Genomic DNA, 19,732 nt, shown 5'->3' with positions numbered 1-19,732 from the left:
GGCAAGGATTTGCAGGCAAATCCTTGTAGAGCAGTCGACGCATTGCATGCGTGAACTGCTCCCAAAAACGCGTCACGCCCGTGCGTAAAACCCCGGACCGGCGTAACCGGCATATGAATGGATGCGGTATACTTTAAGAAAGGTTTTCACAAGCGTCAAGACGACGCCGGGCGCGTCGGCTGCGGCGCTCGGTTGTCAGCGCCCGAAGGTGCATTTGGGGAAATCGCAGCTTTTGCACTCCAGACAAAGACCGCCGTGCCCCAACAGGGCCAGGTCGGCCCGGCTCATGGGCACATTGGCCAGCAGGCGCGGCAGCATCAGATCCAGGGCCGTGGTCTTATAGAACAGCGCGCAGGCGGGCACGCCCAGCACCTGGGCTCCGCCGATGCGGCCCAACAGGGTCATGGTACCGGGCAGCACGGGCAGGCCGAAGCTCAGGTCCGTCAGCCCGGCGTCCAGCAGGGCCTTGCGTGTCACGTCGTCCGGGTCCACGGACAGACCGGCGGTGGTGATGATCAGATCCGCGCCCAGATCCAGCAGTTGCGTGAGAGCCGCGCCGATGGCCGGAGCGTCGTCCGGAGCCACACGCTCGCCCACCACGGTGCAGCCCAGGTTTTCGGCCTTCTGGCGGATAATGGGGGCAAAGCGGTCCTGGATCAGGCCCTGAAAAACCTCAGTGCCCGTGACCAGAGTGCCCACCCTGGCCTTGCGCATGGGACGCACCCGGAACAGCGGGCCGCCGTCCAGCAGACTCAGGGCCTTGAGAAAGACCGGCCGCGCCAGCAGCAGTGGAATGGCCCGGCTGCCCGCCAGACGCGCGCCCTTGCGCACCACGCTCATGCCGTGGCGCGTGGCGCACATCACGTCCGGCAGCATGTTGAAGGCCGCGAGCCGCTCCCGGTCCACCTCGAACAGGCCGTCCCGCTCGGCGCGGAAATTGATTTTGCCCTCACTGGGCTCGCCCTGGGGCGCGACGCCCTCGCCGGGCATGAGCTCGGCAAAAGCCCTGACCGCCGCGTCCTCGTGCACGAAGTCCGGATTGTCCCCGGCGGCCTCCTCGGTATAGACCCGGAAGCGCCCCATCTGCTGCAAGCGGCAGATGTCGCCCACATCGATGTTCTGCCCGGCCTTGAAGACCGCGCCCTTGGACTGTTGCGGCACAATTTTGGTCATGTCGTGCAGAACGTGCTGGCCAACGGCCTGCTCCACGGGCACCGCCGTGAGCCGGGGCTCCTGGAAGGCCAGACCGGGCCCCTGCTCATAGGGGCTGTCGCCCTGGCAGGAGCGGCAGATCCGGCCGAAAGCCGCCGGATACCACTCACCGCAGAGCGGACAGCGCACAATGGCGCCCTTGCCCTTGCGCCGCAGCAATTCCGGTCTGATCTGAATTTTGCTCAGACTGAGCATGTCCATGGCCGCTTCGGCCATTTCCGCGCGCAGCAGCTCCGGCTCCTGCTCGGATTTGGGCTTTTCCTTCAGCAGCCAGATGCGGGTGTGCGGCCAGCGGCCCAGCTTGTCCACATCCAGACGCACCCGCACGCCCTCGCCCGTGTACTTGTCGTAGAGCGAAAGCGCGTAAATGCCGAAATTGCAGATGCGCAGCCAGCCGTTGCCCACGGTACAGGGCGTGAGCATCTGCACGGCGTCGGGCAGGCATTGCACGGTTTCGGAAACGGCGTCAAAAAGAATGCCCTCGGGCAGGGCGCGGCGGGCTTTTTCCACCATATAGCCGCCGATGATCACGCCCGGAGCCGCGTGGCCGTGAAACTTCAGCACTTGCGCAATAAAATCTTCATGCGACCACTGGCCGATACTCATAGTTTATTCCTTGTATGTTCCTTTCCAGGCAAAGAGAGATGCCGACAACGCGCACCGTCGGCTGAAAAAATCCGTTACCCGCCGTTCCCGCCGCCGTCTTTCGACCCGCGCCGGGACGCGGCGCGCAGGCTCCAGCGCAATGCGCCGCCGCGCGCGGCGCAGGCCTTGAGGCAGTCGCCGCACATCACGCAATCCCGCCGGGGCGGTCCGGCCGCCCGGCGCGGATTGAGCGCCAGAGAACAGGCCGCGCGGCAGGGCGTCTCGCCCTTGCAGGTGCAGGCCGAAGCCCGCCAGATCACGCGCAGTCCCGGCGCGCCTTGCGACAGACAACGCGCGGCCAGACCCAGCAGCACGGACTGGGGGCAGACATAGCGGCACCAGAACCGTCTGCCGCCGAGCGCCTCCAGCGCAAGCGCCGCCACGGGCAGGGCCAGGGCGGAAAGCAGAATCAGCCCGGCCGCCCTGCCCGCTTCCTGCCGGGCAAGCAGGGGAACCAGCGAAAGCTCGCCGGGCATGGACAGCAGGCTCAGCAGGGGAAAACCCAGCACCGCCGCGCCCACAAGGCCCAGCAGCACAATGCCCGCCCTGCCCCTGAAGGCCGCATCCCGTCTGTCCCGCTGCCGGGAATCAGACTCTTCATGCCCGCCGGACACGCCCGCCGCGCGCCGCCGCAGACTGGACACCAGTTCGGAGAAAAAGCCGTAGGGGCAGATCCAGCTGCAAAATACCCGGCCCAGCAAAAGCGCCAGGCCCAAGGACAACACGGCCCCCAGCAACAGGCGGGGCGCGGGCGCGAAACCGCCCACGGCCACCTGCAGGGCCGCCACGGGATCGGCAAAGGGCAGGCCTCCGAGATCAAGGGCGAAAAGGCTGCCGCTGATCAGGGTGAATTGGTGCGCGCCCGGAGCGTTGAGCCAGGGGAGCAGGCAGAATACTAACGCGGTCAGCGTTTGCGCGCAACGCCGTATGCCGACATAGATTGCCGGGGAAGAGGTCATGCGCCGCCTCCGGGAACCTTGAGCGTCGGCGCGGCCGTGGGCGGCACGCCCGGCGCGGATGCGGGCAGCACTTCCACGGCCTTGACCGGGCAGACATATTCACAGACGCCGCAGCCCACGCAGGCCGTGGTTACGGCCGGAGTAATGCCCCCGGACAGGACCACGGCCTTGCCGCGCAGGGGGCAGCGGTCATAGCAGGTCATGCAGATGGTGCCGTCCGTGTAATTATGGCAGCGGTCCCGGAGAATATAGGCCCGCCCCATGCCCGCGCGGTGCATGTCCGTGATCGAGGGGTCCAGCGCGCCCGAAGGGCAGGCCGGCGGGCATTTCATGCACAGCCGGCACGGCGCGCGACGCGGCGTCACGCGCGGGGTGCGCCGTTCACGCCCGAAGCCGCACATCAGTTCAAGACACTGGTGCGGGCAGACTTCGACGCACTGGCCGCAGCGCACGCACAGCCGTGTGAAATCCTTTTCCGCCGCCGCGCCCGGCGGGCGCAGCGGCGAGCGGAACAGACTCACGAAGGCTCTCCCTCCGGCACGCTCACGCAGCGCCGGTGCCCGCGCGCGCGGTGCGGCGGACAGGCCATATGGCCCTGCCCGTCCAGGTCTTCCTCATAGTTCACATAGGCCACGTCCAGTTGCCGCACATGGTCGAGGCCGTTCAGGCTTTCCAGGTCAGCCTGCAGGCGCCGGGACGGGCTTTCCAGCACCGCCGCCAGCCTGGAATCGTCCTCCAGCTCCTGAACGTCCACAATGCCGGGAAAGGCCCGCAAGGCCTCGCGTGTTTCCGACAGACGCCCTTCCGTCACGCTGAGCACTATACCCGCGATAGCCATCGAATACCTCCTGGAGCAGATTAACTTTGAAATTTTACAAAGTTCAAAGTCGGCATTCCGGCGAAAAAAGCGGTTATCATTGCTGTCGATCCCCATATGGCTCCGTTGTCGCCAACGGGGACAGCCTCGGGTGCCTTCGGTCGCTTCGCCGGAATCCACGCCTTGTCGCGGCGCGCCGCACCGTGTACGGCGTTAGAGCAATTTCACTATGAAATTGCTCCGGGAATAGTTGACCTCAGGCTTTGCGAATCCGCGCCGCGCAGATCTTGTACTCCGGTTCCTGTGAAGCCGGATCAAAGGCGTCCAGGAAGAACTTGTTGACCAGCTTCTTGGGATCAAAGAACGGCACGGCGATCAGGCCGGGACGGCAGACGTCGCTGACTCTGGCCGGCAGTTCCATGGCGGCGCGCCTGGTTTCCACGATGACCGTGTCGTCCTGCCTGATGCCCGCCTTTTCCGCGTCCTGGGGATTGATTTCCACATAGGCCGCCGGATTGGCTTTCTGCAGTTCCGGCACCTTGCCGGTCATGGTGGCGGTGTGCCAGTGGTCGATGACCCGCATGGAGGTCAGGTAGAGCGGGTATTCCGCATCCGGCTCCTCGGCCGCGCCCTTGTAGGGCCGCATCCAGATCACGGCCTTGCCGTCCGGTTTACCGTAGAAGAAGAAACGGTCGGGATGGTCGGCGGGCACATTGGGGTCCTGACCGCGCACGTAGCGCAGATTGGTGCCCGGATGGTCTTCGCCGGGGCAGGGCCATATCAGGCCCGATTCCTTGCGCAGACGGTCGCGGGTCATGCCCGAGAAGTCATAGGTGGTGCCCTTGGAAACCATGCGCCATTCGTTCCAGACGTCCTCGGCGTTCCTGAAGTTGACCAGCTTGGGGTCCACGCCCGCGCGTTTGGCGAATTCCACCAGGGTGTTCACGGTCGGACGGCACTGGGCCGGCGGCTCCACGGCCTTTTCGGTCAGGGCGTAGCGTCGTTCGCCGCAGCCGTAGACGCCGTCGCGCTCGCACCAGAAGGCCGGGGCCAGAACCAGGTCCGCGAATTGCAGGGTCACGGCGTCCGGGAAGGCCTCGATGCAGACAATGAAGGATTCCGGATTGGACATGGCCTTGTGGAACTTGTTCAGGTTCGGCAGGGTCTGGGCCGGATTGGTCTCACAGATGAGCATGCACTTCACGTCGCCCCTGCCCAAGGCTTCGAACAGGGCCACGGTGTGGTAGCCGGGCTTGGGCGCGATGCGCCCTTCCGGCAGGCCCCAGAGCTGTTCCATTTCGGCCCGGTGCTTGGGATTGGCCACCATTCGCCCGGCGGGTAGCAGATGGGACAATGCGCCGCCGTCGCGCACGCCGCCGCAGGCATTGGGCTGTCCCGTGAGCGAGAAAGGCGTGGCGCCGGGGCGGCAGATCTGGCCCGTGAGCAGATGCAGATTGTGGATCAGGTTGTTGGCGAAAACCCCCTGCACCCGCTGGTTGATGCCCATGCACCAGAGGCTCATGGTCGTCGGGGATTCGGCAAAGGCGCGGGCCGCCGCGTAGACCTGCTCCACCGGGATGCGGCAGATTTCCGCGGCCTTTTCCGGCCGGAAGTTCTCCAGGAAGGCCTTGTAGCCCTCAAAATCCGAGGGTTTGCCGTCCACGCCCATGAAGTTGACGTAGCGCTGCCAGAAGCGGGGATTGTCCAGCTCCTCATTGATGATCACCCAGGCCATGCTGTGCATGAGCGCCAGGTCCGTTCCCGGCCGAAAGGCAATGTGCAGGTCCGCGATACGCGAGGTATTGGTGCGGCGCGGGTCGGCCACGATGATTTTGACCCCCGGCTCCATCTGCTTGCGGCGGGCAATGCGCCGGAAGAGCACGGGATGGGCTTCCGAGGTGTTGGAACCGATGATGAAGAAACAGGAGGCATGGTCGATGTCGGCATAGGTGCCCATGGGCTCGTCCTTGCCGAAACTGGTCAGATAGCCACCCACGGCCGAGGCCATGCACAGGCGCGGGTTGCCGTCCACATTGTTGGTGCCGAAGCCGCCCTTGAAAATCTTGTTGGCCACATAGGTTTCTTCGGTCAGACACTGGCCCGATCCGTACCAGGCCACGGAATTGGGGCCGTAAGTGTCGATGCTGGCGCGGAACTTCTTGGCCATCAGATCCAGGGCCTCGTCCCAGCTGACGGGCTCCAGCTTGCCGCCTTTCTGGCGGCGCAGCATGGGCTGGGTCACGCGCTCCCTGGAATTGAGCACCGGAATAAGCATGGAGCCCTTGAGGCAGAGCAATCCGGCGTTGTGGTTGTTGGGATCGCCCTGGATGGCGACGGCTTTGCCGTTTTTGACGCCGACCATGACGCCGCAGCCCGTGCCGCAATAGCGGCAGACGCCCTTGACCCATTTATCCGGCCGGTTGTCGTCCGCAGCCTGGGCCAGGCCCGCGAGACCCGTGCCCGAAGCCGCGGCCACGGCGGCAGACATGGCAAAACAGCGTAAAAATTCACGACGGGAAGCATTCATATGTTCAACCTCGTTGTTGCTGGCGTGTCCGGTATGCCGATCCTTATATGGTCCGCAGGCATTACAAATCCGTCTTGGCGCTGGGCAGGCGGTACTGGTAGGCGCCGCCGTGCATGGCGCTCTGGTGGTGCGGGTGACAGGTGCTGCAATCATTGCGCTTGCCGAATTTGGCTTCCATGCGTCCGATGGACAGGGAATGGCAGCGGGTGCAGACTTCCACGCCGGGCACGCGGGTAAACGGCAGCGAGCCCTTGCCGTCGGGCATGCCGTGGCAGGTCTGACAGCGCACCAGGGTGACGCCGTGCTTGCTCTCATACCATTCCTGGGCCACGCGCGGGGTGGCCTTGGCATGGCAGGCGTAACAGTCGCCCGCCATCTGCGGCGCATCCAGATGCTTGGCCGCCTCGCAGCGCACAGCGGGGAAAGCCCAGGCCATGTACAGAAAATAGCCGCCCACCAGCACAATCACTGCGAGCAGGGAAAAGAGCAGTATTTTACAGTAGTTCATGACCGGCTCTCCTTGAGTTTCTGTGCAAACTTCTGGTTATGGGGAATGCGCTCGTCAAAAACGGGCAGATGGGCGAGATTCTGATGGCAGCCCACGCAGCCGCTACGCGCCCGGCCGTTTTTGCCCAGGTAATTGTCGTGAGCCAGCTGACCTTCCTTGGAAACAGGGCCGTCGTTCTTGGCGTTTTTGCTCAGATCCTGATGACAGGCGCGGCAATTGGCGTCGTCCGTAAAGCGCCGGGCCACGGGCTGCATTCCGGCCCGGTCCAGATCCTCGCCGCCGTCCAGATTGTGCACCCAGAGGTCCTTGAGTCCCAGCCAGGCCTTGGCGCCCAGCATGCGCGCCAGATTGCCCGAGGGGATGTGGCACTGCGAACAGGAAATGTCTTTGCCCTGGGCGTCCTTGGCGTGGGACGAGAGCTTGAGCTCATCCTGGTAAACGCGCATCTCGTGACATGACAGGCAGAATTCCGTGCCGGAAGTGTAGGCCACCCCCGCGCCCGCCAGAACAACGCACGCCGCAAGGATTATGCCGCCCACAATCCAGACGCGTTTTCGAGGATACGGCATGGGCTTTTCTCCATGGCTGATGGTGCGGCCGCCTGTGCGGCCGGAAAAAAACGCTCTCTCAACCCGGATGCGCCGCAGACCGCCGATTTGCGTCTTTGCCCCAAAGACATCCGTCCGGTCCGTTGCGCCCATGCCGCGCGCCTCCCCACAGAGTCACGCGGCCAAGGCTGAGAACTTCTTCCAATGAAACGGGATTGCTGGGAATTCAAAAGCAATCGTCATGCCAAAAACACGCTTTTAAAAATAATTGTGATTTCAACAGATAAGAGAAAAAGCTCACAAGCGGAAAAAGAGAGTATTCAGAAAAATCTGACAACCGTCATAATATCATGACAGGATGGGAGAAAAACCGGAATCCTTGCTGGGCTGAAGAGCGCGAATTCTGCAGTTCTCAATAGTTAAAAATACCACTCTCTCCTTGAAGGCGTGACAATTTCTCCTCAATCGGTTAAGAAAAAGACATTCGTACCATCCTCCCCCAAAAGTGACTAAGGAAACTACCATGGCAGAGAGAGAGAGAGAGAGAGAGAGAGAGAGAGAGAGAGAGAGGTCTTCTTTTATGGCCTTTGTTTTTCTGTAATTCCGCAGCTACCAGCTTATATTCATCTCTTCTCTGTATTTTTAACTCATACCAATTTTTTAAGGCCGAATCCGACTTGTCGGATTCGGCCTTATTGCGTACTGCTTTCTGACGTATTTTGATATGAAAAATTCTATATACGTCACAAAATCTAGAATGCCTATGCAAGAGGCTTTCTTTCAGCAGTGTAGCGATTTTTTCCAGAGCGCATGGATCACAAATAACGGAGATTGTGTTCAGAACTTAGAGAAATCGCTTACAAAATACCTTGATCTATCCAATATTATTAGTTGCAATAGCGGCACAACAGCTCTCATGCTTGCTGTCCAATCTGCGGGATTGGCTGGAAAAAAAATCGCGGTAACCCCCTATACGTATGTGGCAACGCTCTCAGCCTTGCTGTGGTTGGGGTGCACGCCGGTTTTTGTGGATGTGGAGCCCGATACATTATGCCTTTCTCCCGATCTTCTCCGCCGGCGCCTTGTCAAAGAATCCGATATCGCTGGGGTACTGCCCGTCCATATCTATGGGTTGGCCTGCGATGTGGAAAGCCTGGATACTATTTGCCGTGAGCAGGGAACGACGCTCATTTATGACGGAGCTCAGGCTTTCGGATCGCGCTATAAAGGTAAAAGCCTATTAGCATATGGCGACTACAGCATTTGCAGCTTCCATGCGACCAAGATCTTCCACACCGCGGAGGGCGGATGCGTCGTCTCTCATACGGATGAAGCCCATAAGGCGTTGTCGCTTGCGCGGGCCTTCGGTCATATCGACGACACACATTATTGTCTGGGCATCAACGGAAAAATGAGCGAACTGCATGCCGCCATGGGACTGGCGCTGCTGCCGGGCACGGATGCGGAAATTGAAAAGCGGCGTAAGCTCCATGCGGCCTATGAAGCGGCATTGGGCAGCGCAAAACTGATCCGCCCTGCCATTCGGGAAGGCATGGAATGGAATTACGCCTATTATCCGATTCTTCTATCTGACGAAGATCTCCTGCTGAAAGTACAACGAACCTTGACCGCGCAGGGAATATATCCCCGGCGTTATTTTTATCCTGCGCTCAATATGCTTTCTTATTTGAGGCCTGAATGGAAGGCTTCCTGCCCCGTCGCTGAAAAAGCTGCAAATCATGCACTGTGCCTACCTATGCATGGAGATATTGACCAAGAACATGTAAAAATTATTACTAATATTTTACTTGAATCATTATAAATAAATCTATAAGAAGAGAATTATTCCATGTTCCATACGCTTCATAACGTTAAAATATCCGCATTACGTACGGCAGTTCCAGCGAATGAGATTCGTTTGGAAGATGAAATACATTTTTATGGTGGCAGCGTAAAAAAAATCACAAGACTTCGCGCTACGCTGGGCATGGACCGGCGCCGCGTTTGCCCGCCGGATGTAACCGCGTCCGACCTCTGTGCTCATGCCGCCCTATCCTTGCTTGACGCCGTTCCAGACGCGCGCCAAGCCATTGATGCTCTGATTTTCGTCAGCCAGATGCCTGACTGGCATCAACCGGCAACCGCCTGCGAACTACAACATCGACTCGGCTTGACGCGGCATTGTGCTGCATTTGATGTCAATCAAGGCTGCACGGGGTATATCTACGGCCTCTGGCTCAGCGCTTCGCTCATCGCATCCGGCGCGGCACGGCAGGTTCTTGTTCTCGTTGGAGACGCGCATCCCTCAGAACGCGACATTCGCAACCGCATAACGGCCCCGGTTTTTGGCGACGGCGGAAGCGCCACCTTGCTGGCTCGCGACGAAAACGCCGCTCCTATGAGTTTTGGCCTTGGCACTGACGGCAGCGGATTTGAGACCATCATTATCCCCGCCGGAAAAGCCCGAATTCCTTTCCTCCGCGAACATGCTGAAAACGAGAGGCTTGTAAGGGACATCACGGATCCCTACGGCAATATCTGGCAGCTTGGAGACACCTATATGGATGGTGGAGCTGTATTCAACTTTACTATGGATGTTGTACCGGAACATCTTCACTATGCGTTGGAATATGCGTCCATAGGTCCCACCGATATTGATTGGCTGATATTGCACCAGGCGAATAAGCAGATTGTGGAATCTGTGGCCGCCAAAGCCGGATTCCCTGAGGACAGGGCTCCATGGCAGTCCTTCAGCAAATACGGCAACTTGGCGTCAGCATCCATCCCCGTTGCGCTCTGTGACGTGTTCGGTCAGCGAGCGCCCGGCAAAGTGTTGATGAGCGGCTACGGCATAGGCTTATCGTGGGGATCCTGTTTATGTAATATTGATGCTTGGGACTGCGCCGCTCCCATTGATTACGAGCCAGATCCCAAACGCCCTACGCGTCAGCAGCGCATTGAACGCTGGGAACAGATAATCATGGGAGAAATGACCCGCCATGACTAAGCAAGATTTTCTTCTCGAATTGCAGGAGCTGCTGCAATGCGAAACCTCGCTGCATGAGGAGACTGTGCTGGCAGACCTTGAAGAATGGGACTCCCTGGCTTTTATGGTTCTCATAGCATTTTTCGACAAAAATTTCGGACAGCGTATTGTGTTTGATGATCTCAAAAACTGCCGTAGTCCCGCTTCACTGATAGCACTGGCAAAGGACGCTATTGCCTGATGTTCGCCGCAAGCCAGATAATACTGGTTACCGGAGCCAGTTCCGGCATCGGCCGGGCCATTGCTCTGGAGTGTAATGCCCAAGGAGCAACCGTGCTTGCCTGCGGCCGCGACGACCTCAAACTGGACGAAGGGCGCAAAGCTGCGGACACGCCTGAGCGCTGGACAAGCATCCGGCGGGATTTTTTTGAAAATATGGAAAAAATCCCACAATGGTTGCGTGAGATCAGCCAGAGGCATGGCAGGCTGTGGGGCATGGCATGCGCAGCAGGTGAAGGTCTGATGGACAGCATGCAGGCCTATAGCCTTGCCACGGCACGGCGGCATTTTGATCTCAACTTCCATGTGCCGTTGCTCCTGGCCAAGGGCTTTTGTGACAGACGGGTCAGCGTAAAAGGCGGAGCCCTGCTTTTCGTCTCCTCGGCATCCGCCGTTTTCCCTGAAAAGGGACATCTTATATATGGAGCGGCCAAAGCGGCGCTGACCGCCGCGGCCAGAAGCATCAGCCAGGAAGTCGCCCCACGGGGCCTGCGCGTGCATTGTCTTTCGCCGGGCATTGTCGATACGCCGATGCAGGAAAAAGCCGAGGCCCTCATGGGGCCAGAATATCGTCAAAGCCAGTTGCGAGGATACCCGCTTGGATTTGGTCGCCCGGAGGATGTGGCGCACATGGCGGCATTTCTCCTTTCCGATAAAGCGGCCTGGATTACCGGCCAGAATTTTGTGCTGGCAGGAGGGCGTTACTGATGCCCAATGTTCTGATCATTGGCAATTCCGGCGCGGCTCGTGAATGTTACTGGATATTGCGAGATGTTCTGGAAAACGCCCCCAGCTTGACAGCTTACTATAACTTTGGGGGCTTTTTCGACTGGAAGGGCTATCCCGGCGATCTGAAAGAGCTCCATTCTCTCTATAGAGGAAATATTGATCAACATGCAATTCAAAACGATGATCTTTTTGTCATCGGCGTGGGCAAGCCGGCACTGCGCAGGGAAATTTTCCTTTCGCTAAAAGAACGTGGCGCGAAATTTATGAATCTTATTCATCCCTGGACAGCCATTTGCAAATCCGCCGTTATCGGCGAGGGCAATATTTTTCAGCGCGGCTGTACAGTTTTTTGCAATACTGTAGTGGGGGATGGAAATTATATTAACGGTGCTGCCAATATCGCCCATGACGCTCAGCTGGGTGATTTCAATTTTCTTGCGCCATACTCCATTGTGCTTGGCGGAGTAAGAATCGGCTCCTGCAACCATCTTGGCCCGCACAGCGTCTTGCTTGAGCATGCTGTCATCGGCAACGGAAATCTGCTGGCTCCCGGCAGCACCATCTACAAGGGCTGCAAGGACAACTGTCGTATGGCAGGGAACCCGGCACTGAAGATTGGAGTGCATAACGGATATGCCAATATCTAAACAACTGCATATTCTTCTGGCCAACAACTATACGGCACGTGGCGGCATACCCAACGTAGTGGCCTCGCTTGCCAATGCAATGACGGAACGTGGGCACCGGGTGACCATTTACAGCCAGAAACCCGTGCCGCGCCTTTTGTATCCTCTCTATCGGCTGGGGTACCGGTTTTATGAGTTAAGCCTGCCCGAAGGAGTGCGAGCAAGCCTCCCCAGGGGGACAGAAAAGCTACAAGATATGTATCCCCTTCATCCTGATGTGGAAATCCGTCCCTACTCTCTTACAGATAACAATTTAAAAATTCAGCGATTGCGTCAGGAAATCCGAGCTCTTTCGCCTGATGTTTGTGTTTGTCCCTTCCCGGACGGCAGCCATCTCATATGGGCGGTGACCCTGTTGGGCAGTGGTGTCCCGTATGTGTATTCGGAACGGCATTCGCCACAAACGATTGAGACTGTTTTCTGGAATCGCAAAGGCCGCCTGGCAGCCATGAGCGGCGCGGACGCCATCCATCTGCTTTTACCTTTGTATCGGAACAGCGTGCCCGAGTTTCTGCGAGAGCGGGTGCATGTCATTCCCAATGCCGTGCCCACTCCCCCAACCTGTGCGAATCCCGCTGGAAGCAGCGGCGCCCCAAAAGTATTGCTCTGGCTGGGACGCCTGCATGAGGAGTTGAAGCAATGCCGTCTGGCTATGGACGCCTTTGCTCTTGTCGCCGCACAATATCCGGACTGGGAAATGCATGTGGTCGGCGATGGGCAGGACCGGGATATGCTGCATGCCCATGCCGCCGCCACAGGTTTAGGCGACCGCCTCAAGCTGCTGGGGGAAGCTAAGGACGTTTGGCCTGTATATGCCGCCGCGCATGCCTTCTGCTTTTCTTCCCGCACGGAAGGCATGCCGAACGCCTTACTGGAAGCGATGGCCTGTGGGCTCCCCAGCGTCTGTTTTGCCAGCTGTGAGGGCGTTCCGGATCTTGTCCGGCACGAGGAAAACGGACTTATGGCAAATCACATGGATACAACGTCACTGGCTGAGCAACTGGGCCGTCTGATGGCGGACGCCGGGTTGCGGGAGTGCCTTGGGAACAACGCCAGGAAATCCGTGGCCGTCTTCGCAGAGCAATGTGTCTTTGATGCGTGGGAGCGTTTGCTGTGCGAGGTTGCCTTGAGCAAAGGACATACCGCCATGGACGCTTTCACGCAGGAGCCTTTCGCCTCCATGGCCCGTCTTTCCGCAGCAGCACGGCGGGAATGGCTCTGGCGGGACTTCCGGGGGCTTATGCCTGACACAGCCGAAGCCGTGCTTTACTGGTTATGCCGGGAACTTCCGCTTCAAGGATACAATGCTCTGATTTCAGGCCTGAAAAAGCGATCGCGTTTGTCATGAATATTGCTATAGCCTGCTCGAGTTTATGCTTAAGCCTTGGTGGATCCGAACGCGTGGCCGTCAATCTCTCCACGGAAATGGCCGCTCGCGGACATGCCGTAACGCTTCTGTCGCTGACGCACGACAACAAAAACACCATCCCCTGCTATGCTGTCGGCCCCGACGTGAGACACGTCTCTTGGGAAAACCGGGGGAAACACGAGGATCTTGTCCAGCTGAGAAAGCTTCTTGTCAGTGCCGATATTGACATTTTCCTTTCCATGCAATCGGGTAGCGACCACTTGTTCTGGGCTACGGCCTGCATGGGGAGCGGTATTCCATTTATCTGCTCCGAACGCTGCGACCCCATACGCTACACGGAGCAGCGTGTCTGGAACCGCTCTGGAAGGCTGGCCGTATTGAGCGGAGCGGACATCATCCACGAACTCTTGCCCGCCTATATCTCCAGTGTACCGGAGGTCTTCCGTCCAAAGGTGAGAATTATTCCCAATGCGGCCCCCGCCGCTATGCCTTGTAACAATATGGCGGCGAAGGGGAAGCGGCTCTGCCTGCTTTATCTGGCACGCTTTGATCAGCAAAAACGCCCCTGGCTCCTGCTGGAAGCATTCAGGATGCTTGCTGCAAAGCATCCGGACTGGGATTTACTCATGTGGGGACACGGGCCGGAAGAAAAAAGACTGAGGACGCTGATCCGGCGCTGGGCATTGGAAGATCGCATACAGATGCGCGGGATATGCAGAAACGCGCCTTTTGCCTATGCTGAGGCGCAGATATACTGTCTGCCGTCGGCGTATGAAGGTTTTCCAAACGCCGTGCTGGAAGCCATGTGCGCCGGACTGCCGGTGGTGGGCTTTGCAGAATGCGCCGGGGTGAAGGATGTGATCGTCCATAGACATACAGGCCTCGTGGTCGAAGAGTCCACGCCCGCAGGCCTAGCTCAGGCGCTTGACACGCTGATGAGCGATGCTTCCCAGCGCCATGCCATGGGAAAGGAGGGCAAGATCGCCGCTACCGCCTATGCCCCCGCCGTAGTGTATGGCCAATGGGAGGCACTGTTTGAGGAGCTTGCGCGGAATAAAGGCAATACGGTCATGGATTCTTTCGCGCGGGAGCCTTTTGCCAGCAAAGCCCGCCTTTCTGCCGTAGCGAGGCGCGAATGGCTGTTCCGGAATTTTGATGATCCCATGCCGTACACCTCCCCTTGGCTATGGCAACGAGGATCTCTGCTCTGCCGCCGTCTGGTATCTCATTTTGCCAACCGGATGCACGCCCTGCTCCGAAAAACGCCTTGTAAACAAAAGGACGCTTCATAATGTGCGGCATTGCCGGATATTGGGATTTGCACGCGTACGGCAGCGCGGAGATGTTGCATGGTTACATAGCTGGCATGACCCAGGCTCTTGTGCTGCGTGGCCCAGACAGCGGAGGGTTATGGATTGAGGCAGGGGCGGGCATGGCCCTAGGGCACCGCCGTCTTGCCCTTCGCGATCTTTCTCCGCTGGGGCATCAGCCCATGACATCGCCTGACGGGCGTTTTGTCCTTACCTATAACGGTGAAATCTACAATACCGGAGAACTTACTGAATTTTTGGCACAACGGGGCGTACACCCGCGCGGCGCGTCCGATACCGAAATAGTTTTGCTGGCATGCATGACTCTGGGGGTGGACGCGGCGCTTGAACATCTGCTTGGCATGTATGCCTTCGCATTATGGGACAGAAAAGAACGCCATCTTGTCCTGGCACGAGACCGTATGGGCGTCAAACCGCTATACTGGATGCTGGATGGTGGACGCTTCTGCTTCGCATCTGAGCTGAAAAGTCTGCGTACACTTGAGGACTGGCGACCGGATATTAATCATGACGCATTGGCCCTGTTGTTGCGATACGGGTACATCCCGGCTCCACACTGCATCTGGCGGGGAGCATTCAAGCTGCCGGCCGCACACCGCCTGGATGTGGATGCCGACGGCCGAATTCGCCTCTGCCGATATTGGGATCCCCTTGCCGTAGCCTGTGAGGGGCTGACCCGCCCTCTGCCCCTCTCGTCGAAGTCAGAAGCTGTATATGTAGAAGAGTTGGACGCTATTCTGACCGATGCCGTACGCCGTCGTATAGTTGCCGATGTCCCTGTAGGCGCCTTTTTGTCGGGCGGCATCGATTCTTCCCTCGTGACCGCCCTCATGCAAAAGAGCAGTGCTGCTCCGGTGCGCACTTTCAGCATAGGATTTGAAGAATCAGACTATAATGAAGCCCCCTTTGCCGCAGATGTGGCGCGCCATCTGGGCACCTGCCATACGGAGCTCTACCTGAGTGTGAAAGATGCCCGAAATCTGATTCCACACCTGCCCGCCATATACGACGAACCGTTTGCGGACCCCTCGCAAATTCCCACCACTCTGCTTTCTGGACTCACACGGCGTCATGTGATTACGGCGTTGACCGGCGACGGTGGTGATGAGCTTTTTGCCGGATATGATCGCTATATGTCCTGCCTCCAGCAGATGCCGGACTTTGCGCCGCATACTCCCGTGCGCACCGCTTTCGCTGCCATGCTGCGCTTTCTTTCACCACACAAATGGGACGCGCTGGTACGCATGCTGCCCGCAGCTATCCGGCCCCGCAACGCCGGAGCGCGTCTTCATAATTTTGCAGACCTCCGCCTTCAGGGATCGGCTCTGGCCTTTTATCATCGTTATTACATGCAGTATTGGTGGCACCCTTCAATGCTGCTCACGACAGGCAAAGCACCCGCCACAATTGCAGATCATACAGACCTTGAAGACAGTCTCGGCACCAGTCTCTCTCTTATGCAATATGTGGATATACGCATGTACCTCGCTGAGGGTATTCTAACCAAAGTTGATAGAGCAAGTATGCACCACTCCCTCGAAGCCCGTGTTCCTTTGCTTGATACACGGGTCTTCGCTTTTGCCTGGCGCATTCCCACCACATGGCGCGTACGTGACGGTAAAGGCAAATACCTTTTGCGGCGGTTACTGCATAACTATGTTCCTCCGTCCTTGGTGGAACGCCCCAAAATGGGCTTCGGCATTCCGGTAGGAGAATGGCTCAGGGGTCCTCTGCGTCCTTGGGCGGAAGCTCTTCTGGAAGAGCGGCACCTCCGGGAGCAGGACATCTTCCATCCGCAAAGTGTACGCTTCGCCTGGGAGCGCCACGTCAGCGGAGCAAGCAACTGGGAGTACCTGCTGTGGATCGTACTCATGTTTCAGGCTTGGCATGCCGCTGCTTCCCAACCGCCTGCCGTTTCATCTCGTGATATTCCTGCGGTCTTCGTTTGACCATTTGGCCTGCTGAACCAGAAGGGGGAGAAAGCGTTTATGAGAGACGTTGACAAGTTGACCTTTTATCTGGAAATGACGCCGCCCTTTCGCCATGTGCGGGGACATGGCTTTGAATACATGCTGCCGGAAGGCATGGAAGACGTCAGCAATATCCCCGGCCAGAGCATGAGATCGCCCCTCATACTTTGTGAGAACGGCATACCTCTTCCCGGACGTCATGCGCAGAATATCTGCATTTGGTATAGTGGCGGAGGGCACTATAATCATTGGGGCCAAGCTTTGTACTTTTCCGCATCAGACAATAGCGACCCCAACACAAACAGCAAACATTACACGCTGATGCGCACTCAAAAAGACGAATTTGAGGAAAATATATCTTTTCCACAGCGTGTGCATATTGTTCTTTCTCATTCATGTAATCTATGGTGCAGAATATGTAGAGAAAAATATTTTACCGGACCATTTATGGAAATGAGTCTTTTCGACAAAATTGCAGAAGAGATGTTTCCCCATGTTACAGAACTACGCCTCGATAGTGGTGGAGAAATATTACTGAACAGGAATCTCCCTACTATTCTTCACAAGGTTACAGAATATGCTGTTCCGTTTTTTACGTCCAGCAACGGGATGCTGCTGACCCCAGAAAAATCCCGCCAACTGGCGGAATCAAGCCTGCACCATATTCAGATATCTCTGGATAGCCCCATTAAGGAAACGTTAGAGTGGATACGCAGAGGCGCAAACTTCGAACGCATAATACAAGGCGTCAAACATCTAGTGCAGGCCAGGCGAGATGTGGGCAGGCCGTTTCTTATCACCTTCCATGCCGCAGTCATGCGTGAAACAGTCCGCCAGTTGCCGGCCCTGGTGCGTCTTGCCCACAGCCTCGGCGTAGAGGGCGTAACAGCCTGCCATCTTTATACACACGCCTGCATGGACATAAACTCATCATGTTTCTGGAATCAGACGGAGTACAATGACATGCTTGCTGAAACCATTAACCTGGCCAAAAGCCTGGACGGCTTCTTTTATGGTCCTCAGCCTTTCTCCAGCCACGACGCCGCAACGGATGCAGAGGCCGGTTTATGCGATTATCCTGAATACGGAACCTACATTAATCCCGACGGCACGGTGCTCCCCTGTTGTGTAGCGCCTCGTAAGACTCTCGGCAACATGAACGAACAAAGTTTTGCATCCATCTGGAATGGCGGGGCCTATCGCCAGTTACGCGCCACTTATCGTACGGAGGCGCCCAGCTTTCCCCACTGTAAGAATTGCCTTGCCCGAAAAGACAACTCCAGAAGCTACACGTCTTATTTTGCGCCCGAACATTGGCCCGCCGTGCGGCAGCGCATCGCCACAATAAAAGAGGCTACTCAATGAATATTACTGTGAAGTATCCGCATCAAATCGCACTGGAAGTTGCGAATACATGCAATCTGACCTGCCCTATTTGTCCTTGCTTCCATGGCCCTGCTCCCATGGACCGTAAAATGCGCAAGCCGCAGACCATGACATTTGAGCTGTTCGCTTCGCTAGTGGAACAGATAGCATCATGGCCGACATGGCCCGATAACATTTTTCTCAACATGTTCGGCGAACCCCTCATGGATAAAGGGCTTGCCAAAAAATTGGCACTACTTGAAACCTTGGGGCTAGTGGGGCGCGTGCATCTCCAAACAAACGCATCTCTGCTTGATAAGGATATTGCCGACATGTTGCTAGAACACAAGCTCGGGCGCCTGATTCCTTGTATGGATTCACTAAACCCAAAAACCTTTGAAACTATCCGCAGAGGGACACAGTTTGGTATCGTGCGCGATAATATTTTATCTTTTATTGCTATACGAAACTCTACTCACTCTCAAACTGGAATTAGCCTTCAATATGTACGCACTAAAAAAAACATGGAAGACTTTCATGCTGTGTATAGACTCTTCAAACCCCTTCTGGGCAACAATGACGCATTATGGATCACGACATCCCACTTTTGGGCAGCGCCGTCGCTTTACGATTCCGGTCTAATTATAGCAAAACCCTGTAAAAAGCGTGCCCACACAAGGTGTGACTCTCTGGTGACATCAATGATCGTACTCGCTGATGGTGTAGTTCCAACATGTTGCTTTGATTATAATCTAAAAAATCCTATAGTAGGCCGTGCTGATCAGGAAACTTTACTCAATATTTGGCATGGGCCTCTTCTCAATAGAATGCGAAGTAATGTAGAAAATAAGCACGACCTCCTTCCACCACTATGCCAACATTGTTCGACCATCTATTCCCATTACGAAGTTGACAATGATAATTTGTTCAGATTTCCATCTAGCCTTGTAACCGCAGGACATCACGGTGCTGTCATCAGTTTTAAAAAGGAAACACATAATGGATGATTCCTTTAAAGATTATCTTCTCGAATACATTATTAAACATTGTAACTATGCATTGCCTTGGCCACCAAAAACTCTACATGATAAAGTACAATATCTCGCTTACGCGGGGCGTTTTCTATGCCCAGAATATCATTTCAAATGGCCACAATTGGACTGGTTGACTTCCGAAGAAACTAAACGACTTTGTGAAGAGTATCCGGAAGAATGGCAAGGCTACAACCTTGATCGTCGTCATAATCTGGTGCAGTTCCTTCGGCTTATTAAAGATGTACCGGGGGATACGGCAGAGTGCGGAGTTTTCGAAGGGGTAAGCTCACTGCTCATTTTGCGCCATGCTCCAATTTACGACCAACCGCGTGTACATCATATCTTTGACTCCTTTGAGGGTATTTCAGAGCCAGGGGTATATGATGACCGCCAGCATTGGCATAAGTATTCCCACGCATGTCCAGAAGCGCGTGTACGCCAGCATCTACATGGCTACACCTCCCGCTTCCGCATATGGAAGGGCTGGATCCCTTCGCGCTTTACCGACGTTGCTGATGTGACATTTGCCTTCGTACATATTGATGTGGACTTGTATGAGCCCACTCGGGATTCAATCACGTTCTTTTATCACCACCTGAATCCCGGCGGCATACTGATTTGTGACGATTACGGTTTTGCGACTTGTCCGGGAGCAACCAAAGCTGTGGATGATTTTTTAGCGGATAAGGAGGAAAAAATGCTCCCCTTTGCTTCTGGAGGAGGTTTTTTAATAAAAGGGAAAAAAATTGCCTAATATTCACCTTGAA

At 56.7% G+C, this 19,732-nt stretch carries 18 protein-coding genes; 11 read left to right on the top strand and 7 right to left on the bottom strand.

The features are described from left to right. Nucleotides 1-195: 195 nt before the first annotated feature. From HMPREF0326_RS08980 to HMPREF0326_RS08950, 7 genes are all read right to left on the bottom strand, one after another. Nucleotides 196-1,818 carry an FmdE family protein gene (locus HMPREF0326_RS08980; protein WP_008684414.1) on the bottom strand — a complete coding sequence of 541 codons (1,623 nt, stop codon included), beginning with the start codon at nucleotides 1,816-1,818 and terminating at the stop codon, nucleotides 196-198. 74 nt (nucleotides 1,819-1,892) lie between these two features. Further along, nucleotides 1,893-2,816 (bottom strand): 4Fe-4S binding protein, encoded by a 924-nt coding sequence (locus HMPREF0326_RS08975; protein WP_020990464.1) that lies wholly within the window; start codon nucleotides 2,814-2,816, stop codon nucleotides 1,893-1,895. Then, entirely contained in the window at nucleotides 2,813-3,337 is a 525-nt protein-coding gene (locus tag HMPREF0326_RS08970) for a 4Fe-4S dicluster domain-containing protein (protein WP_008684416.1), read from the bottom strand. The genes HMPREF0326_RS08975 and HMPREF0326_RS08970 overlap by 4 nt, the downstream gene beginning before the upstream one ends. After that, entirely contained in the window at nucleotides 3,334-3,654 is a 321-nt protein-coding gene (locus HMPREF0326_RS08965; RefSeq protein ID WP_008684417.1) for a chaperone NapD, read from the bottom strand. The genes HMPREF0326_RS08970 and HMPREF0326_RS08965 overlap by 4 nt, the downstream gene beginning before the upstream one ends. A gap of 235 nt (nucleotides 3,655-3,889) precedes the next feature. Further along, nucleotides 3,890-6,160 (bottom strand): nitrate reductase, encoded by a 2,271-nt coding sequence (locus HMPREF0326_RS08960; RefSeq protein WP_008684418.1) that lies wholly within the window; start codon nucleotides 6,158-6,160, stop codon nucleotides 3,890-3,892. Nucleotides 6,161-6,221: 61 nt separating this feature from the next. Next, entirely contained in the window at nucleotides 6,222-6,668 is a 447-nt protein-coding gene (locus tag HMPREF0326_RS08955) for a hypothetical protein (protein WP_020990463.1), read from the bottom strand. Next, the gene (locus HMPREF0326_RS08950; protein ID WP_008684421.1) at nucleotides 6,665-7,237 is read right to left on the bottom strand and encodes a cytochrome c3 family protein; all 573 of its coding nucleotides are present in this window, start codon (nucleotides 7,235-7,237) and stop codon (nucleotides 6,665-6,667) included. Before HMPREF0326_RS08950 ends, HMPREF0326_RS08955 begins: the two co-directional genes overlap by 4 nt. A gap of 742 nt (nucleotides 7,238-7,979) precedes the next feature. On the opposite strand from HMPREF0326_RS08950, the gene HMPREF0326_RS08945 reads away from it, so the two are divergent. The 11 genes from HMPREF0326_RS08945 to HMPREF0326_RS08900 are packed head-to-tail and all read left to right on the top strand — an operon-like array spanning nucleotide 7,980 to nucleotide 19,719. Then, nucleotides 7,980-9,038 carry a DegT/DnrJ/EryC1/StrS family aminotransferase gene (locus HMPREF0326_RS08945; RefSeq protein WP_147568404.1) on the top strand — a complete coding sequence of 353 codons (1,059 nt, stop codon included), beginning with the start codon at nucleotides 7,980-7,982 and terminating at the stop codon, nucleotides 9,036-9,038. A 27-nt stretch (nucleotides 9,039-9,065) separates the two neighbouring features. Further along, the gene (locus HMPREF0326_RS08940; protein WP_020990461.1) at nucleotides 9,066-10,223 is read left to right on the top strand and encodes a 3-oxoacyl-ACP synthase III family protein; all 1,158 of its coding nucleotides are present in this window, start codon (nucleotides 9,066-9,068) and stop codon (nucleotides 10,221-10,223) included. Continuing rightward, nucleotides 10,216-10,443, top strand: a complete 228-nt coding sequence (locus tag HMPREF0326_RS08935) for an acyl carrier protein (protein ID WP_008684428.1) — start codon at nucleotides 10,216-10,218, stop codon at nucleotides 10,441-10,443. Before HMPREF0326_RS08940 ends, HMPREF0326_RS08935 begins: the two co-directional genes overlap by 8 nt. Beyond that, nucleotides 10,443-11,189 carry an SDR family NAD(P)-dependent oxidoreductase gene (locus HMPREF0326_RS08930; RefSeq protein ID WP_009302405.1) on the top strand — a complete coding sequence of 249 codons (747 nt, stop codon included), beginning with the start codon at nucleotides 10,443-10,445 and terminating at the stop codon, nucleotides 11,187-11,189. The genes HMPREF0326_RS08935 and HMPREF0326_RS08930 overlap by 1 nt, the downstream gene beginning before the upstream one ends. Beyond that, nucleotides 11,189-11,857, top strand: a complete 669-nt coding sequence (locus HMPREF0326_RS08925) for an acetyltransferase (RefSeq protein WP_008684432.1) — start codon at nucleotides 11,189-11,191, stop codon at nucleotides 11,855-11,857. The genes HMPREF0326_RS08930 and HMPREF0326_RS08925 overlap by 1 nt, the downstream gene beginning before the upstream one ends. Continuing rightward, nucleotides 11,844-13,244, top strand: coding sequence for a glycosyltransferase (locus HMPREF0326_RS15555; RefSeq protein ID WP_009302404.1), 1,401 nt, complete (start codon nucleotides 11,844-11,846; stop codon nucleotides 13,242-13,244). The genes HMPREF0326_RS08925 and HMPREF0326_RS15555 overlap by 14 nt, the downstream gene beginning before the upstream one ends. Further along, on the top strand, nucleotides 13,241-14,557 hold the full coding sequence (locus HMPREF0326_RS08915; RefSeq protein ID WP_008684435.1) for a glycosyltransferase: 1,317 nt from the start codon (nucleotides 13,241-13,243) through the stop codon (nucleotides 14,555-14,557). Before HMPREF0326_RS15555 ends, HMPREF0326_RS08915 begins: the two co-directional genes overlap by 4 nt. Then, nucleotides 14,557-16,545 (top strand): asparagine synthase (glutamine-hydrolyzing), encoded by a 1,989-nt coding sequence (asnB, locus tag HMPREF0326_RS08910; RefSeq protein ID WP_009302403.1) that lies wholly within the window; start codon nucleotides 14,557-14,559, stop codon nucleotides 16,543-16,545. Before HMPREF0326_RS08915 ends, asnB begins: the two co-directional genes overlap by 1 nt. Nucleotides 16,546-16,584: 39 nt before the next feature. Further along, complete coding sequence (locus HMPREF0326_RS08905; RefSeq protein WP_008684438.1) at nucleotides 16,585-17,931, top strand: radical SAM protein; 1,347 nt, start codon at nucleotides 16,585-16,587, stop codon at nucleotides 17,929-17,931. Beyond that, complete coding sequence (locus HMPREF0326_RS16110; protein WP_008684439.1) at nucleotides 17,928-18,938, top strand: radical SAM/SPASM domain-containing protein; 1,011 nt, start codon at nucleotides 17,928-17,930, stop codon at nucleotides 18,936-18,938. Before HMPREF0326_RS08905 ends, HMPREF0326_RS16110 begins: the two co-directional genes overlap by 4 nt. Then, the gene (locus tag HMPREF0326_RS08900) at nucleotides 18,931-19,719 is read left to right on the top strand and encodes a TylF/MycF/NovP-related O-methyltransferase (protein ID WP_008684441.1); all 789 of its coding nucleotides are present in this window, start codon (nucleotides 18,931-18,933) and stop codon (nucleotides 19,717-19,719) included. Before HMPREF0326_RS16110 ends, HMPREF0326_RS08900 begins: the two co-directional genes overlap by 8 nt. Nucleotides 19,720-19,732 lie beyond the last annotated feature (13 nt).

The sequence above is a fragment of the Desulfovibrio sp. 3_1_syn3 genome (assembly GCF_000145315.2).
Taxonomy (GTDB): Bacteria; Desulfobacterota; Desulfovibrionia; order Desulfovibrionales; family Desulfovibrionaceae; genus Desulfovibrio; species Desulfovibrio fairfieldensis.
Note: the sequence above shows the minus strand (reverse complement) of the source record. Positions and strands in the feature narration are given on the sequence as shown.